This window comes from Streptomyces chartreusis NRRL 3882 (assembly GCF_900236475.1).
Lineage (GTDB): Bacteria > Actinomycetota > Actinomycetes > Streptomycetales > Streptomycetaceae > Streptomyces > Streptomyces chartreusis_D.
Window position 1 is genome coordinate 4,972,671 of the sequence record NZ_LT963352.1, and the last position, 16,407, is coordinate 4,989,077.

General features: G+C 73.3%; 17 protein-coding genes. 7 read left to right on the forward strand and 10 right to left on the reverse strand.

Features of this window, described 5'->3' with window-relative positions; translation table 11 throughout:
• Positions 1–35: 35 nt before the first annotated feature.
• Both SCNRRL3882_RS22525 and SCNRRL3882_RS22530 read right to left on the reverse strand, forming a co-directional pair.
• Positions 36–1,076, reverse strand: a complete 1,041-nt coding sequence (locus tag SCNRRL3882_RS22525; RefSeq protein WP_010035925.1) for a GNAT family N-acetyltransferase — start codon at positions 1,074–1,076, stop codon at positions 36–38.
• Between the two features lie 34 nt (positions 1,077–1,110).
• Positions 1,111–1,773 (reverse strand): hypothetical protein, encoded by a 663-nt coding sequence (locus SCNRRL3882_RS22530; protein ID WP_010035923.1) that lies wholly within the window; start codon positions 1,771–1,773, stop codon positions 1,111–1,113.
• Positions 1,774–1,820: 47 nt separating this feature from the next.
• On the opposite strand from SCNRRL3882_RS22530, the gene SCNRRL3882_RS22535 reads away from it, so the two are divergent.
• Entirely contained in the window at positions 1,821–2,501 is a 681-nt protein-coding gene (locus tag SCNRRL3882_RS22535) for a maleylpyruvate isomerase family mycothiol-dependent enzyme (RefSeq protein ID WP_040902667.1), read from the forward strand.
• Between the two features lie 102 nt (positions 2,502–2,603).
• Positions 2,604–3,296, forward strand: a complete 693-nt coding sequence (locus tag SCNRRL3882_RS22540; RefSeq protein ID WP_010035919.1) for a copper homeostasis protein CutC — start codon at positions 2,604–2,606, stop codon at positions 3,294–3,296.
• 103 nt (positions 3,297–3,399) lie between these two features.
• Here the strand turns inward: SCNRRL3882_RS22540 and SCNRRL3882_RS22545 are convergent, their stop codons facing one another.
• Positions 3,400–5,439, reverse strand: a complete 2,040-nt coding sequence (locus tag SCNRRL3882_RS22545; protein ID WP_010035916.1) for a HelD family protein — start codon at positions 5,437–5,439, stop codon at positions 3,400–3,402.
• Between the two features lie 267 nt (positions 5,440–5,706).
• Here SCNRRL3882_RS22545 and SCNRRL3882_RS22550 point away from each other — a divergent pair, with 267 nt between their 5' ends.
• Positions 5,707–5,895, forward strand: a complete 189-nt coding sequence (locus SCNRRL3882_RS22550; RefSeq protein WP_010035914.1) for a hypothetical protein — start codon at positions 5,707–5,709, stop codon at positions 5,893–5,895.
• A gap of 33 nt (positions 5,896–5,928) precedes the next feature.
• Here the strand turns inward: SCNRRL3882_RS22550 and SCNRRL3882_RS22555 are convergent, their stop codons facing one another.
• The gene (locus SCNRRL3882_RS22555) at positions 5,929–7,572 is read right to left on the reverse strand and encodes a DNA repair helicase XPB (RefSeq protein WP_010035909.1); all 1,644 of its coding nucleotides are present in this window, start codon (positions 7,570–7,572) and stop codon (positions 5,929–5,931) included.
• A gap of 199 nt (positions 7,573–7,771) precedes the next feature.
• Between SCNRRL3882_RS22555 and istB the strand changes: the two genes are divergently transcribed.
• Complete coding sequence (gene istB, locus SCNRRL3882_RS42260; RefSeq protein ID WP_010035907.1) at positions 7,772–9,013, forward strand: IS21-like element helper ATPase IstB; 1,242 nt, start codon at positions 7,772–7,774, stop codon at positions 9,011–9,013.
• Here istB and SCNRRL3882_RS22565 read toward each other — a convergent pair.
• From SCNRRL3882_RS22565 to SCNRRL3882_RS22570, 3 genes are all read right to left on the reverse strand, one after another.
• Complete coding sequence (locus SCNRRL3882_RS22565) at positions 8,991–9,179, reverse strand: hypothetical protein (RefSeq protein WP_010035905.1); 189 nt, start codon at positions 9,177–9,179, stop codon at positions 8,991–8,993. The genes istB and SCNRRL3882_RS22565 overlap by 23 nt on opposite strands.
• Positions 9,180–9,277: 98 nt before the next feature.
• Positions 9,278–9,409, reverse strand: a complete 132-nt coding sequence (locus SCNRRL3882_RS42265) for a hypothetical protein (protein ID WP_267880833.1) — start codon at positions 9,407–9,409, stop codon at positions 9,278–9,280.
• Between the two features lie 172 nt (positions 9,410–9,581).
• Entirely contained in the window at positions 9,582–12,116 is a 2,535-nt protein-coding gene (locus tag SCNRRL3882_RS22570; protein WP_010035902.1) for a helicase C-terminal domain-containing protein, read from the reverse strand.
• Positions 12,117–12,269: 153 nt separating this feature from the next.
• Between SCNRRL3882_RS22570 and SCNRRL3882_RS22575 the strand changes: the two genes are divergently transcribed.
• Both SCNRRL3882_RS22575 and SCNRRL3882_RS22580 read left to right on the forward strand, forming a co-directional pair.
• A complete protein-coding gene (locus SCNRRL3882_RS22575; RefSeq protein WP_010035901.1) occupies positions 12,270–13,286 on the forward strand; it encodes a membrane protein in 1,017 nt (338 codons plus the stop codon).
• Positions 13,287–13,329: 43 nt separating this feature from the next.
• Positions 13,330–13,953 (forward strand): HAD family hydrolase, encoded by a 624-nt coding sequence (locus SCNRRL3882_RS22580; protein ID WP_029180899.1) that lies wholly within the window; start codon positions 13,330–13,332, stop codon positions 13,951–13,953.
• Here the strand turns inward: SCNRRL3882_RS22580 and SCNRRL3882_RS22585 are convergent.
• Complete coding sequence (locus SCNRRL3882_RS22585; protein ID WP_010035898.1) at positions 13,932–14,180, reverse strand: hypothetical protein; 249 nt, start codon at positions 14,178–14,180, stop codon at positions 13,932–13,934. The two genes, SCNRRL3882_RS22580 and SCNRRL3882_RS22585, sit on opposite strands and share 22 nt — an antisense overlap.
• Positions 14,181–14,344: 164 nt before the next feature.
• Between SCNRRL3882_RS22585 and SCNRRL3882_RS22590 the strand changes: the two genes are divergently transcribed.
• On the forward strand, positions 14,345–14,728 hold the full coding sequence (locus SCNRRL3882_RS22590; RefSeq protein WP_010035896.1) for a cold-shock protein: 384 nt from the start codon (positions 14,345–14,347) through the stop codon (positions 14,726–14,728).
• A 7-nt stretch (positions 14,729–14,735) separates the two neighbouring features.
• Here the strand turns inward: SCNRRL3882_RS22590 and SCNRRL3882_RS22595 are convergent, their stop codons facing one another.
• Positions 14,736–15,623: a 1,4-dihydroxy-6-naphthoate synthase gene (locus SCNRRL3882_RS22595; protein WP_010035891.1), complete on the reverse strand. Its 888-nt coding sequence runs from the start codon at positions 15,621–15,623 to the stop codon at positions 14,736–14,738.
• The gene (locus tag SCNRRL3882_RS22600; protein WP_078602762.1) at positions 15,613–16,389 is read right to left on the reverse strand and encodes a futalosine hydrolase; all 777 of its coding nucleotides are present in this window, start codon (positions 16,387–16,389) and stop codon (positions 15,613–15,615) included. The genes SCNRRL3882_RS22595 and SCNRRL3882_RS22600 overlap by 11 nt, the downstream gene beginning before the upstream one ends.
• Positions 16,390–16,407 lie beyond the last annotated feature (18 nt).

Sequence of the window (16,407 nt, forward strand, 5' to 3'; positions counted from 1 at the left end):
GTCGCGACGCCCGGTACGCAGTCTCGCCGCACCCCCTAGCGCAGCTCGTAGGTGACCTGCTCGGTGTCCTCCGCGACGGCCTCGAACCCGGCACGGGCGAGGACGCGGTGCGAGGGCGCGTTGTCCCGCTCGACGTTCGCGACGACGGTCCGTACCGCGTCCCGGGACAGCGCCCACGCCGACAGCGCGCGCAGCGCCTCGGTGGCGTAACCGTGGCCACGGGCCGCTTCGACCAGGTCGTAGCCGACCTCCACCCGCCCCGACTCGTCCGGCACGCTGTGGAAGCCCATGGCGCCGAGTGCGCGGCCGTCCTCGCGCCGGACCAGGACGTACATGCCCCACTCGGGCCGGTGGACGCCGTCCTCGTACTGCTTGAACACCAGCCCGGCGCCGACCCGGGTGCCCTCGACCGGACCGCCGTCGAGCCACTCGAAGCCGCCGTCGCCGACCGTGCCGAGATCGCCCGCCGCCGCCGGGGTGACGCCCTGGAGAGTGAGCCGGTCGGTGGGGATCACCAGGTTGTTGCTCCACCGCCACTCGGTGAGCGGCTCGCGGCCGGGCAGCTCACCCCGGCCCGTGGCCCACAGCAGGGTCCGCCACGGGGTGGGACCGGGCTGGACGTGCGGGAAGATCCGGGTGAGGACGAAGTCGCACAGCTCGGCGGCCGGTTCGTACGCCACGCCCAGGCCCTCGGCCACGTCGTGGGTGTGCAGCAGCACCTCGGCCACGCCCATCGCGGCGAACCCCTCGCGGTTCGCGCTGCGGAACGGATACGGATGGAAGGCCCGCACCTCGCGCGGGGTGGTGCGGATCGCGGCGGCGAGCAGGACGCCCATCGTGCGGATCACCTGCACCGCACCGGCGTTGTCCGTCCCCTCCTCCAGCGAGATCTCGAACGGCGTGTAGGCCTCGGGCCCGCGCCCCGCCAGCTGCCCCGCGTACGCGATGAGGTCCTCGGCGATGTGCACCGCCGTCTCCCGGCAGCTCCACTCCAGCCGCCCGGCGCGCACCGCCTCCCAGTCCCGGTCGGTGACCGCCCCCAGCACGCCCACGCACTCGGCGACGGCCTGCTCCACCTGTTCCGCACCCGATGTCCACATGCCGGGCAGGTTACGAGGGGTCGGCGGGTGGAAGCGACAGCATTTCCAGCTCGGAGGTGAGGTTGTAGCGGGCCGTCGCCTCCCACTCCGACGCTCCGTACGGCGTCCTGAACAGCCCGGGCAGATCGAGGAGTTGGCGCAGGACCGCCGCGCGGCCCGTGCGGAAGGCCTCGTTCGGGACGAAGTGGTACTCCTCGCGGACGGCGGCGGTGTAGGCGGCGTACGCCGACGGGGGCGAGGCGAGGATCGCCAGGTCGGCGTCGCACAGGACCTGGCCGTCGGGGTCGTCGTCGGCGGGGTCGTGGCCGACGGTGAGGCGGACCAGGCGGGCCACCTCGGCGGTCCTGGCCGCGGGCACGCCGGCCTCGGGCAGGGCCCGCTCGGCGAGGCGTGCGGAGCGTTCCTCGTTCTCGGAGCGCTCGGGGAGGTAGACCGCGTCGTGGAACCAGGCGGCCAGCCGGACCACGTCCGGGTCGTGCGCGTACGTCTCCAGTACGTCGATGTGGTCCAGGACCGCCGTGAGGTGCCCGACCGTGTGGTAGCGGCGCTGCGGCTCCTGCCAGCGGCCGAGCAGGTCGTCGGCGTACGGGACCGGGTCCGGGCCACCGGCGGGGCCCCGGGCCGCCTCCAGGGTGCGGACGAAGCGGGCACGGAGGGCGTCGAGATCGGCCATGGGGGCATTCTCCCGCTCAGCGGGGTGTGACACCTAGCGTGGGTCCCATGACGACTCCTGCTGATGTGCACGACGTACGGGACCCCGAGCAGCCCGGGCGGCTGCTCACGATCGAGCGTGACGCGCTGATCCCGCTGCTGCGGGGCAGGGCCGACGACGACTTCGCGCTGCCGGTCGCCGCGTGCCCGGGCTGGTCGGTGCGGTCGGTGCTGGCGCACTGCTCGGCCGCGCTCACCCGGGTGGTGGAGAACCGGTTCGAGGAGGGGGTGTTCTCGCCCGAGACGAACGACCGGGACATCGCCGAGCGGGACGGCTGGAGCAACGCCCGGGTGGTCGACGAGCTGGAGCGCGGGATGACCGAGGCCGGGCCGGTGATCGCCGGGGCGGGCGGGAAGCTGGACGGTCTCGCGCTGGGGGAGTGGGTGCACGCCGGGGACGTGCGCGACGCCTTCGGCGAGCCGGGGGCGTACGGCGGGGCCGGGCTGCCGGACGCGCTGGCGCTGCTCGCCCGGATCACCCGCGAGCGGGGGCACGTGCCGCTCCACGCCGACCTCGACGACCTGGACGAACCGCTGCGGCTCGGGGAGAGCGGCGGGGAGCGGCCCCCGGGGCGCTTCATCGGGGACGGACCGACCCTGGTGCGGCTGTACACGGGGCGGCCGGTCGACCGGGCTCCCGATTTCGAGCTGGTCGGGGTGGAGGCGAAGGACCTGAACATCTTCGGGTGAGTCGTGTCCCCGGGGCGTGGGGTGCGGCGGGAGCGGGCAGCGTAGTCTTGATTGGACTAGACCTGTTGCCGAACGCCGACGCCATGCCGACGAAGGGGCCCCATGAGCAAGCGTGCAGTCCTGGAGGTGATCGCCCTCGGCGTCGAGGACGCGGTCGCCGCCCAGGCCGGAGGCGCGGACCGCCTTGAGCTGGTCACCGACATGGCGGCCGACGGGCTCTCCCCGTCGGCCGCCACCGTCGCCGGGATCCGCCGGGCCGTGGACATCTCCCTGCGGGTGATGCTGCGGCTCGCCGACGGCTTCGCGGCCGGGGACGTCGACCGGCTGGCCGGCGTGGCCGCCGGGCTGCGGGAGGCCGGGGCCGAGGAGTTCGTGCTCGGGTTCCTCGACGCGGACGGCGCGGTGGACCTGGCGGCGGTGGAGCGCGTCGTCGGCGTGCTGGACGGCTGTCCCTGGACCTTCCACCGGGCCATCGACCGGGCCGCCGACCGGGACGCCCTGCGCAAGCAGCTGGACGGGATGCCCGGGCTGGACACGTACCTGACGGCCGGGTCGGCGGACGGGGTCGACGACGGGCTCCCCGTGCTGCTCACCGAGGCGGGGCGTGCCGGGGAGCCGGGGTACGAGCAGCGGTTGCTGGTGGGGGGCGGGCTGCGGCTGGAGCACGTGCCGGTGTTGCGGGGCGCGGGGGTCGACGCGTTTCACATCGGTGGGGCGGTGCGGCCGGGGGGTTGGGGGGAGCCGGTGTCGGTGGAGGCCGTCGCCGAGTGGCGGGCTGCGGTGGACGGTTCATGAGGGGGGCTCGGCGTCGGGACTGGGGGCGGGTGGGTGCGCAACCCGGCGGTGCGGGGTGCCGCTGCGCCCACCGGTGCAGCCCCAGCGGCACGACTGCCCGCAGCTAGGACAGTTGCGGCGGCAAGGGTGCCTTATGCGTCACCGTCAGGCCCGATACCGCTCGCGTCAGTGCCACGTACAGACGCCGCAACCCGGTCCGCTCGTCCGGCTCGCCGTCGACCACCGCGCTGGGCTCGTCCAGGACGACGTAGTCGTACTCCAGACCCTTCGCGAGCGACGCCGGGACCAGGGTCAGACGGGTCTGCAGGGTCGTCTCCTCACCCGGGCCGAGGTACGGGACACCGGCCTCCGCCAGCGCCGCCGCCAGTTCCGGGATCCGGGCGTCCGCCGCGATCAGGGCCGTGGAGCCCTCGTTGCGCAGCGACTCGCGGCAGGCGTCGAGCACCTCGGCGGTGCCGGTGACCTCCCGGACCTCGAAGTGGCCCGGGTTCTCACGGATCGACACGACCGGGGTGAGCCCCGGGGCGATGTGCGGGAGCAGCCGGGACGCGTAGGTGATGACGTCCGTCGGCACACGGAAACCGGCCGTCAGCTCCTCCACGACCGCGTCCGGCTTGCCCAGGTGGGCCAGCGCCTCCTGCCAGCCCCGGGTCGCCCACGGCGTGGTGCCCTGCGCCAGGTCGCCGAGGACGGTCGCACTGCCGGTCGTGCAGCGGCGGCCGACCGCCCGGTACTGCATGGGGGAGAGGTCCTGCGCCTCGTCGAGGACGACATGGCCGAGGGAGTGCGTGCGCTGGATCAGGTCGGTGGCCTCGTCGATGAGGACGGCGTCAGCGGCGGACCACTTGGCGGACCTGACGCTGCGTGCCGGTCTCGCCCACAGCACCGCCTTCTGCTCCTCCTCGCCGAGGATCCCCTCCGCGTGCTCGGCGAGGAAGTCCGCGTCGGACAGCAGGCGCAGCACGAGTTTCGCCGGGTCGACGGCCGGCCAGATCGCCTTGACGGCCGCCTTGACCGCGCTGTTGCGGGCCACCGCGTCCTGCACCCGGTCGTCCGGCGCCTCCCCCGACCGCTCCATCTGCACCAGCACGGCGTGCGCGATGCGCTGCGGCAGGGCCTCGCGGGCGGCGCCGTAGCGGATGTCGCGGGCGAGCAACTCCCGGACGATGTCCTCCAGTTCGTACGCAGGGACGCGCCAGCGGCGGGAGCCGCGCACGACCACGACCGGCTCGGCGGGCATCGTGACGTGCGCGTAGAGGGCCCTGCGCAGCACCTGCGCCATGCGGGCGTCGCCCTTGACGACCGCGGCCGTCGCGTCGTCCGTCCCCTTGATCTCCACGTGCGCCACCAGGTCCTCGACGGTGGCCTGGCGGACCGACAACTCGCCGAGGGCGGGCAGCACCTGCTCGATGTAGTGCAGGAAGGACCGGTTCGGTCCGATGACGAGCGTGCCGGTGCGGGCGAGGCGCTCGCGGTGGGCGTAGAGGAGATAGGCGACCCGGTGCAGGCCGACGGCGGTCTTCCCGGTGCCCGGGCCGCCCTGCACGCACACCGTGCCGGAGAGTCCCGACCGGACGATCTCGTCCTGCTCCGGCTGGATCGTCGCGACGATGTCCCGCATCGGGCCGACGCGCGGCCGTTCGATCTCCTGCTGGAGCAGCTTGCTGGTGCGGGCCGCCTCGGCGGGGTCCGACAGGTGCTCGTCCTCGTACGCCGTGAGGTCGCCGCCCGTGTAGCCGAAGCGGCGCCGCAGCGCGATGTCCATCGGGTCCTTCTTGGAGGCCCGGTAGAACGGCTGCGAGACGGGTGCGCGCCAGTCGATGACCATCGGGTCGCCGTCGGCGTCGTGTACGTGCCGCCGCCCGATGTAGAAGCGTTCCCCTTCCGCGCCCTCGGCCTGCTCGGCACCCGGTGCGCGCAGATAGTCGAGCCGGCCGAAGAACAGCGGGGTGTCGCTGAGGTCGGCCAGGGCCTTGATGCGCTCGTCGATCTGGTGGGCCAGGACTTCGGCGTTGACCCAGTTCGCGGTGACGTCGCTGATGTCGAGGGCCTCGACGTCCTCGCGCATGGCACGCAGGGCGGAACGGGACGCGGCGAGGTGGGAGCGCTCACGGGAGAGCGGGTCGTCGACGGGCGTGGACAAGGGGGTGCCTCCGGAGGACCTGCTGAAGGGACGGCGGTGAGATGCCGGCCGGTTTCCGTCCGGTCGGCGGCACTCCGTGAGGGAGGCGGGCAAGAGCGGAGATCTTAGAGGAGCGGGGGAGTCGGCCGCCAACGATTTTCTCATCCCCTAGGGGACCAGGCCCTCCTTCCTGAGGGGCAGGAGTCGGTCCGCAGGCGTACGGGTGGAGCACGCGGGTTCGGCCCTCAGGCCGACGCGGACTCACGTGCGGAAAAGCACGATGGAGACATGAGCGCAGCAACCATCTCCCCCGCCCCGGCACCCGGCCGCCCGCCCGGCGCCACCGCCGTGACGGGCAGCTCCGGTCATCGTTTCGGCGATGCCCTGCGCGCCGTCAGGGTCTTCGCGGGCGCCGCCTTCGACGTGATCATCCTCGGTCGGTACGGCGAGGAAGCCGGCGTGGTCCGCCGCAAGTGAGCGGCCCCGCCGTCCGCGAGCAGCCGGCCTGCCTCAGCTCTCCGCGAGCAGCTCGTCCGCGTCCATGATCCGGTACGCGTACCCCTGCTCCGCCAGGAAGCGCTGGCGGTGCGCGGCGAAGTCCTGGTCGATGGTGTCCCGGGCGACCACCGAGTAGAAGTGGGCCTGGTGGCCGTCGGACTTGGGCCGGAGCACCCGGCCCAGCCGCTGGGCCTCCTCCTGGCGCGAACCGAACGTGCCGGACACCTGGATCGCGACCGTCGCCTCCGGCAGGTCGATCGAGAAGTTCGCGACCTTGGAGACGACGAGCACGCTGATCTCGCCCTCCCGGAAGGCGTCGAACAGTTTCTCCCGCTGCGCGTTCGACGTCTCGCCCTTGATCACCGGCGCGCCCAGATGCTCACCCAGCTCGTCGAGCTGGTCGATGTACTGCCCGATGACGAGGATCTGCTGCCCGGCGAAGCGGCGGACGATCGCCTCCGTGACCTTCCGCTTGGTGTCCGTCGTCGCACAGAAGCGGTACTTCTCCTCCGCCTCGGCCGTGGCGTACGCGAGCCGCTCCGCGTCCGTCAGGTTGACCCGGACCTCCACACAGTCGGCGGGCGCGATGTAGCCCTGCGCCTCGATCTCCTTCCAGGGCGCGTCGAACCGCTTGGGCCCGATCAGGGAGAACACGTCCGACTCGCGCCCGTCCTCCCGCACCAGCGTGGCCGTGAGGCCCAGCCGCCGCCGCGCCTGGAGGTCCGCCGTGAACTTGAACACCGGCGCCGGCAGCAGGTGCACCTCGTCGTAGACGATCAGTCCCCAGTCCCGGGAGTCGAACAGCTCCAGGTGCGGATAGACGCCCTTCCGTTTGGTCGTCAGCACCTGGTACGTGGCGATCGTGACGGGCCGGATCTCCTTCTTCGTCCCGCTGTACTCGCCGATCTCGTCCTCGGTGAGCGACGTCCGCCGCACCAGCTCGTGCTTCCACTGCCGGGCGGAGACCGTGTTCGTGACCAGGATCAGGGTCGTCGACTTCGCCTGCGCCATCGACCCGGCGCCGACCAGTGTCTTGCCCGCGCCACAGGGCAGGACGACCACGCCCGACCCGCCGTGCCAGAAGTTCTCCACGGCCTGCTTCTGGTACGGCCTGAGCGCCCAGCCGTCCTCGGCCAGCTCGATCGGGTGCGCCTCGCCGTCGACGTACCCGGCGAGGTCCTCGGCCGGCCAGCCCAGCTTCAGCAGCGTCTGCTTGATCTGCCCCCGCTCGGAGGGGTGCACGGCGACCGTGTCGGGGTCGATCCGGGCGCCGACCAGCGGCGCGATCCGCTTCGACTTCAGGACCTCCTCCAGCACCGGACGGTCGGTGGTCGTCAGGACCAGCCCGTGCGCCGGGTGCTTGGACAGCGTGAGCCGCCCGTAGCGGTCCATCGTCTCGGCGATGTCCACCAGCAGCGCGTGCGGCACCGGATAGCGGCTGTACTGCACCAGCGCGTCCACGACCTGCTCGGCGTCATGGCCCGCCGCCCGGGCGTTCCACAGGCCCAGCGGCGTCACCCGGTAGGTGTGGATGTGCTCCGGCGCCCGCTCCAGCTCCGCGAACGGGGCGATGGCCCGACGGCAGTCGCCGGCCTGCTCGTGGTCGACTTCCAGGAGCAGGGTCTTGTCGGACTGGACGATCAGCGGACCATTCACGCGTGGCACCCTTTCCCGCGGCCGGACGGCTCGGACGGCTCGAACGACTCGGCCAAACGTCCAGTGTGCCTGATCGTCGCCGTCCCGAGGGTGTGATCTGCGCGGGACCGGACCGGCTCCGGTCCTACTGAATGCCTTTTCATCCCAACGTGTGGTGTGAATTCAGTTTTTCCACGGCGGCCCCGAAGAATGGCGAACCGTGCGGAACCCAACGACCACCACGCTCGGATACGCCCTGTTCGCCACCCGCTGGCTCCAGGCCCCGCTGTACTTCGGGCTGGTGGCCGCCCAGGGCGTCTACGTCTACAAGTTCTTCAAGGAGCTGTGGACCTTAATCCTGATGTGCCTGAGCGGGCACGCCACCGAGACGTACGTGATGCTCGCGGTGCTCAAGCTGGTCGACGTCGTGATGATCGCCAACCTGCTGATCATGGTGATCGTCGGCGGCTACGAGACCTTCGTCTCGCGCATCGGCCTCCAGGGCCACCGTGACCAGCCCGAATGGCTCTCGCACGTCAACTCCAACGTGCTGAAGGTCAAGCTCGCCACGGCCATCGTGGGGATCTCCTCCGTCCATCTGCTCCAGATGTTCGTGGACGTCCACCACACCTCCCGGCACGCCCTGCTGTGGGGGACGGTGATCCACATGGCATTCATCGGCTCCGCGGCGATCCTCGCGTACATGTCGGGTCCGATGGCCGCGCAGGCGGACCGCGGGCACGCGGACCGTTCGCCGGCCGGCCGGTCCCAGGACGAACACCCGCACACCGGCCGCGTTCCCGCCGCGCAGCCCGAGGCGCCTGAGCCCCAGGCCCCGGCCACCACCCCCGTCCTGCCCCGGCAGACCTCCCCGGACGCCGACGCCGAGGCCCGGATCCGTGCGGCCGGCTTCCCGGTCCGCAAGCTGCTGGAGGACTTCGACGAGCAGCATCCCCGGGGCTTCGACCGGGAGACCCTGGCCCGGCTCGGCAAGGCGGAGTTCGTCGCAGCCCGGCGCAACGTGGTTCTCGTCGGCCCGCCCGGCACCGGCAAGACCCACCTGGCCATCGGCCTCGGCGTGCGGGCCTGCCAGGCCGGGCACCGGGTGCTGTTCGCGACCGCCGCCGAGTGGGCCGCCCGGCTCTCCGACGCCCGGGCCGCCGGCCGGCTCGACGCGGAACTGGCCGCCCTCGACGAGCACCCCCTGCTCATCGTCGACGAGGTCGGCTACACGCCCTTCGACGCGGCGACCGCCGGGCTGTTCTTCCGGCTGGTCGCCCACCGCTACGAGCGTGCCTCGCTGATCGTGACCAGCGACCGCCCGCTCGGCCGCTGGGACGAGGTCTTCGGCGGCGCCTCCGCCCCGGCGATGGTGGACCGCCTCGCCCATCACGCCGAGATCGTCCGGCTGGAGGGGGACAGCTACCGGACGCGCCGCGCTACTTCAGCGTGGGCAGACTGACGTTGTTGATCAGCGGTCCCTCGACACCGATCCCCTCGGAGATCAGGGGCTCGACCCCGGCGGCCGGCAGGGGAAGCGGCAGCGCGGGGGCCGCGGCGGCGGAGGGCGCGAGCACGCCCACGAGGGCGACGGCGCAGAGGGCGACGGCGGGGAGCTTTTCACGCATGAGGACGAAAGGGCCTTTCACGTAGTGAGAGACGAGGGACACCCCACCGCGGGCCGGCCCCGGGACGCCGGGGCCGGCCCGACGGGTACGCGGGCGGATCAGACCTGCGGTGTCTCGACGACGAGGCCGGCGACATCGATGCTCACCGCGGCGGCCGGAGTGGCCAGCCCGCCGAGCGTCATCAGGGCGGCGGTGGCCAGGACGGCGGCGAATCGACGGACAGCGCGCATGCTGGGACTTCCTTTCGGCAAGGGCTCACAGGACACCCGGTGGCTGCCCCCGCGCTTACCGCGGAATGCGGCACGCCCGGCAAGGTCGCCCAAGGGTGGGACATCCCCGGCGTGGCGTGCATGAACGCCGGCGTGCACCCGAACGGGTGAGACACCCGGCAGCCCCCGCGGTTCAGCCCGCGTCGTCGGCGAGCTCCGCGACCCCGGTGATCCGGTGCAGCGGGTACGTACGGACCTCGTCCGCCGTGTGGTCGTACGCCGTGACGAAGCCGCCCTCGACGCGGATCGGTGCGATGACCCGCTGGCTCGCGGCGCCCTCGGCGTTGACGTAGCCGATCCACAGGGCCTCGCCGGTCAGGACGGCGGCCTGCATGGTGGCGAGGGTCTCGGCGGAGCCGGTGCGGGGCAGTTCGCCGTCGACCGCCGGAGCCGTGCCGGGCTTGCGCGGGGTGGTGGAGGCGAGATCGCCGGCCCGGATGGCGCGCAGCGCCGCAGCGAGGAGCGTGTCGTCGGGCACCGGCGGGCCGTCCGGCACCGGCTCGGGCGCCGTACGGGGCGGGGTGCGGTGCGCGTGCGCCCGGGTGATCAGCACATCGCCCTCGGCGGACTCGGCGGCCGGTGCGAACCCCATCGCCCGCAGGCCCTCCAGCAGCCCGGCCGGGTCGGTCTGCGCGGCCAGCACCGTCGGGGCGAGCCGGCGCAGCCCCAGGGCGGCGGCCCGCTTGTCGGCGAGGATCTCGCCCAGCACCGCGTCGTCGTCGCAGCGGACGTAGGCCGAGGCCGCGCCGACGCGCAGGTGCCCGTGTCTGCGGGCCACGTCGTCGATCAGGTACGTGAGCGGCTGCGGCACCGGCGTACGGGAGTGCGCGGCGAGGAAGGCGTGCAGGTCCGATGCGCTCTGTCCGGCGTCGAGGGCGCGCCGCACCGAGCCGGGCGTGAAGCGGTAGACGGTGGCCCCGCCCTTGGACTCGACGTCCGCCAGCACGCCCAGCACGTCGGCCAGCGGGCGCTGCAAGGGCCCGGGCGCCACCGCCGTCAGGTCGGCCTGGAGCAGCACGTGGTCCAGCGGCTCGGGCAGCAGGGGCGTGAGCAGCCGGGCCGCGGCGGCGGAGGCGACGGCCTGTTCGGTGGCGGAGAGGGTGGGGACAGGCGTGGGGCGGTGGTGGACGGGGAGCTTGTCCCCTGGACCGGAGGGCTCCGCTTCCGGGCTCCTCGCGGGAGCCGCGGGCGCGCCCAGCAGGGCCCGGCCGTGGGCCGACAGCGCACCCCTGCCGGTCACGCCCAGCAGTTCCGCCTCGGACAGGGCCCACTCGGCGAGCCGACCGCGCAGGTCGTCCTCGCGCTGCACACCCCGTAGCGGGCGCTCCCAGCGCAGCCGCGTCAGCACCGACTCGGCGGCCGGCGCGGCCCCCTGCGGCAGCCCGGCCAGCAGCGCCAGCACCCGGTGCCGTACCTCCGGCGCCGCCGAACGGTCCAGACCCGGCCCGAGCGCCGACAACGTACGGTCCTTCGCGTCCCGCCCGCCCACCAACCCGGCCGTCCGGGTCGCCGCGAGCCACGCCGTGACCAGCCGCGACCAGCGCTCGGCGGCGGGCAGCTCCGCCCACTCGTCGTACGCCGGGGTCGCCGCGTACCGCTCGTCGGCCTCCCCGTCCGGGGCGATCAGGCCCGCCGCGTACGCCAGCTCCACCCAGAACGCGGCGACCGGCTCGGGCACGTCGAGGGCGACGGCGGTCCGCTTCAGGTCCCGCACGCTCAGCCCGCCGGCCCGCAGCACCGCCGGCCCGCCCTCGTCCCAGTCCTTCAGCAGCTCCTCGACGGTCGCGAGCGCGGTGTACGCCTGCCCGGCCGCGGTGCCGTCCACAACCTGTGGACGATGAACGGCGGTCACCTCGACCGCCGGCGGCACCGGCTCGGGCGCCCGGTGCGCCAGCCCGCGCCGCAGGTGCAGGGCGACCTCGCGCGGCAGCACGACCGTCCCGGGCGCCGTCGGCAGCAGCAGCCCCCGGTCCAGCAGCCAGCGCAGCCGGGGCGCCGGCTCGGCCGTGACCTGCCCGTACGGCGGCCCCCACACCAGCCGCTCCAGCACGTCGAGGGAGTCGGCCGGGGCCTCGGCGAGCAGCGCGGCCATCCGGCCCCGGTCCGTGAACAGCTCGGTCAGGGCGGTCACCGCGGAGACCGAGTCGTGGGTCGAGGGCAGCCCGGCGGTCGTGACGATCTCCTGGATGCGCCCCGGGGACATTCCGGCGGTGGCCTCCTGGACCGTGGGGCCGAGCCCCGTCGGCGACGGGTGCTGCGGCGAGGGGGCCAGCAGCTCACGGGCCGTGCGGACCAGCCGCAGCCGGTCGTCGCCGCCCCAGACCAGGGCCTGCTCGCGCAGGATGCCCAGGGCGTGCGGCAGGGCCTGGGCGACGGCCGGGTCGGCGTCGTCCCCGGCCATGAGCCCGAGCAGTTCGTCGTACGTCGCCGGGTCCGCCGCCACGGCCAGCGCCTGCGCAGTCTGCAGCGTGAAGCGGTCCAGCCGCTCCAGGGCCCGCACGACCGAGGCCCGGGTGCCGGCGCGGGTCGCGAGCTGCGTGAGGTCGGTGGGCACGGGCGTGATGAGATCCGGACGGCTGCGCAGGAGCGCGCCCAGCGAGACGTCGTCCCGCCCGCGGAGCGCTTCCGCGAGGGAACGGGGGGCCGCAGGCCTGTCCTCGGTGCTCATCCGGTCCACGGTAGCGGGTCGCCTCCGGCGGCCGGGGCGACTGTGCGCGGGCGGCCGGGGCCGGCGCCGGGCGGGCGTGTGGGTCACCCGCCCGGACTCGCGGTACCGTCGACCGACGGCGTCAGCCAACGCACACGCCCCGGAGGGGACTTCGTGGGGATTGAGAGCGACCAGGTCGTTTACGAGTATCTGAGCCGCGTCGGCGACGTGGCCCAACAGCGGCAGTTGTCGTCGGCCACCCGCATGCGTCTGGTCGCGGACCTGCGCAACGAGATCGACCGGCGCCGCGCGAAGGCCACCGTCGACTCGCCCGCCGCCGTCCGCCGCATCCTGTCCCGCCTCGGCAGCCCCGACGACATCGTGGCGGCGGCCGCGGACGGCACGGGCGGCGGCGGTACGACGGGGAGCGCCCCCGCCGCCGTGCCCGTACAGCCCGAGGCCCGTGAACCGGACGAGCCGGGCGAGCGGCCGAAGGGGGTCCTGCGGCGCGTCGTGCCGCGTCCCCGCCCGGCCCGGCCCGCCGAGGAGCCGCGTCCCGCCGCCGAGGGCGCGGCCCCGCCGCACCTGGCCGCCGGGCACGAGCTCGGGGACAGCGCCGTCCAGCCGGACTGGTGGCGGGTGGACGGCAGTCCCTTCGGGCCGGGCGACGACGTGCCGGGCTTCGTGGGCGGCGTGGAGCTGCCGGACTTGCTGAAGCCGCCGAACCCGAGGAAGCCGCAGTCGGCGGAACCGGCGGCCGACGAGGAGACGGCCCCGGCTGTCGAGGCCGCCGGGGAGCCGGAGGAGACGGCGGGCAAGGCGACCCGCCGGCGTCTGCCGGGCCTGCCCGAGGGCGGCTGGAGCAACCCCCTCCTCCTCATCGCCGCCGGTCTCCTCGTCGTGGGCGCCGTACTCGGCAACTGGTTCGTGCTGATCCTCGGCTGGCTCATCGCCTACGCCTCACGCCGACTGACCCCGGCGGAGACCAAGTGGGCGGTGGTGATCCTCCCCGGCCTCTCCGTCGCGGCCGGCGTTCTCTGGCTGTGGGGCCGGATGAACGACCGCTGGGGCACCCCGATCACCGAGGGCCACATGAACGACGCGGTGGCACAGACCTGGCCGTGGGTCGTCAGGGGCGCGGCGGTGGCGTCGGCGCTGTTCCTGGTCTGGCGCTCACAGCGCTCCCGCTAGCCGATCACAGGGTGGCGTCTGCCGTTCACAGCGCCTGGGCACAATGGCCCATATGGCTATCACCGTCGGCTTCGACCTCGACATGACCCTCATCGACTCCCGCCCCGGCATCCGCGCCTGCTACCAGGCACTGTCCGAGCGGACGGGGACGTACATCGACGCCGATCTGGCGGTGACGCGGCTCGGACCGCCGCTGGCCGAGGAGCTGATCAACTGGTTCCCGGCCGAGGAGGTCGCGACCGTGGCCGATGTGTACCGGGAGATCTACCCGTCCATCGCGATCGCCGCGACCCCCGCGCTGCCCGGCGCCCGGGAGGCCATCGCGGCCGTACGGGAGTCCGGGGGACGCGCGATAGTCGTCACGGCGAAGTACGAGCCCAACGCCAAACTGCACCTCGCCCACCTCGGCGTCGAGCCCGACGCCGTCATCGGCGACCTGTGGGCCGAACAGAAGGCGGAGGCGCTGCGCGAGCACGACGCGGGTGTCTACGTCGGCGACCACGTCGGCGACGTACGCGGCGCCCGGGCGGCCGGGGCGCTGTCGGTCGCGGTGGCCACCGGCCCCTGCCCCGCGGAGGAACTGCGCGCGGCGGGCGCGGACGTCGTCCTCACCGACCTGACGGAATTCCCCGGGTGGCTTTCGGACTACCGTCCCGCACGCGCCTGACGCCGGCCCGCCGCCACGGAACGCAGTACTCCCGCGCCGGCCATCAGGAATCCGACCGCCATGAGCATGCTCAGGCCGAACATGTACGTCGGAAAGGGCGTCGTCCCCAGGAACAGCGGGGCGACCGTGACCAGTGTGGCCACGGCGCCGATGAAGAAGACGATGGCACCGGCACGGACCAGACGGTCACCGGGAGCGGCGGAATTCGTTTGGGTTTTGTCACGCACCCGACCAGGGTAGTTCCCAGCGCGAAGGAACAACCGGGTGACGTCTTGTCACCGGCCTGAAGACCATTAGCCTGGGTACCGGCGGGTCCGTACGACCCGCCCGAGTGCTATCAAGAGCCGTTTCCAGAAGCAGTTTTCCGACGAGTACGAGGACGAGGACAGACGTGCCTACCGGCAAGGTCAAGTGGTTCAACAGCGAGAAGGGCTTCGGCTTTCTCTCCCGCGACGACGGCGGTGACGTCTTCGTCCATTCCTCGGTCCTCCCCGCCGGAGTCGAGACGCTCAAGCCCGGACAGCGGGTGGAGTTCGGGGTCGTCGCCGGACAGCGCGGCGACCAGGCGCTGTCCCTGACGATTCTGGACCCGACCCCCTCGGTCGCCGCCGCGACCCGCAAGAAGCCGGACGAGCTGGCCTCCATCGTCCAGGATCTGACGACCCTCCTGGAGAACATCACGCCGATGCTGGAGCGGGGCCGCTACCCCGAGAAGACCGCCGGCAAGAAGATCGCCGGCCTCCTGCGCGCGGTCGCCGACCAGCTGGACGTGTGACCTCCGCTCAGGGGAATGCGAGCGCGTTCGGGCCGAGGGGTGGCACCAGCCCCTCGGCCGCCGCGCGGGTCAGCAGCCCGCGTACGGCGGCGTAGCCGTCCTCGCCGAGGTCGGCGGTGAACTCGTTGACGTACAGCCCGATGTGCTGGTCGGCGACGGCCGGGTCCATCTCCTGGGCGTGCTCCATGACGTACGGCCGGGACGCCTCGGGGTCGTCCCAGGCGGCCCGGACGGAGGCCCGGATGGAGTCGGCGAGCAGCCGCAGCCGCTGCTCGCCCAGCGACCGCTTGGCGATGATCGCGCCCAGCGGGATCGGCAGCCCGGTGGTGTTCTCCCAGTGCTCGCCCATGTCGGCCAGCTTGTGCAGTCCGTAGTTCCGGTACGTGAAGCGCGCCTCGTGGATCACGAGCCCCGCGTCGACCTTCCCGTCCCGCACGGCCGGCATGATCTCGTGGAACGGCATGACGACGATCTCGCCGATCCCGTCGCGCACGGTGTCCGCGGCCCACAGCCGGAACAGCAGATAGGCGGTGGACTTCTCACTGGGCACGGCGACCGTACGGCCGGTGAGTCTCCCAAGCTCTCGGCTTCGCTCGAGCAGGGAGGTGCCCCCACCCTCCGGCTCCCGCGTCAGCACCAGCGGCCCGCACCCCCGCCCCAGCGCACCCCCGCACGGCAGCAGGGCGTACTGCTCCAGCACGTACGGCAGCACGGCGTACGACACCTTCAGCACGTCGAACTCGCCGCGCTCGGCCATGCCGTTGGTGATGTCGATGTCGGCGAAGGTCACGTCGAGGGCGGGGGCGCCGGGGACGCGGCCGTGGGCCAGGGCGTCGAAGACGAAGGTGTCGTTCGGGCAGGGGGAGTAGGCGATCTTCAGCTGCTCAACTGTCATGCCGGTTCCAACTCTCCAGTACGGGCACGAGCTTCCCGAAACCCTCGGTGAGGGCCGCCAGGGCGTCGGGGATACGCCAGGCGGCGCGGTCGCGCGGCCCGACGGCGTTGGAGATCGCCCGCACCTCCAGCACGGGTACCCCGTGCGCGGCGGCGGCCTCGGCCACCCCGAAGCCCTCCATGGCCTCGGCGAGGGCGGTGGGGTGACGCTCCCGGAGCACGGCGGCCCGCTCGGCGGTCCCGGTCACGGTGGACACGGTGAGCACGGCCCCCGTACGGGCCCCGAGGGCGTCGGCGACCAGCCGCACGAGGTCCTCCGGCGGGTGGTGACGCACGGTCCCGAACCCGAGCTCGGTGACCGACAGAAACCCGTCATCGGTCTCGGCCCCGAGATCGGCCGCGACGATCTCCTCGGCGACGACGAGCGACCCCACACTCGCCCCGGGCTGAAACCCCCCACCGATCCCGGCGGAAACGACGAGGTCGTAGGGGGTGCCGTCGAGGGCGGCGGCGGTCAGGGCGGAGGCGGTGGACGCAGCAGCAAGAGCGGGCCCGACACCGGCGGAGATCACTTGGATGTCGAACGCATCCGTGCCGCACCCGGCGGTGGGCAGCCGGTCTGCCTGGCCGTGGGCAGTCGTTCCGCTGGGGCGGAACGGGTGGGCACGGCCTGCAACGCCGAGTGCCGTTCCAACGGACCCTGGCGACAGCTCAAGCGCCTTCGCCACCGCGTCCCGTTCAACAGCAACCGCGGTGGCGACAAGCACCCTGCCCAGCCCAGCGGC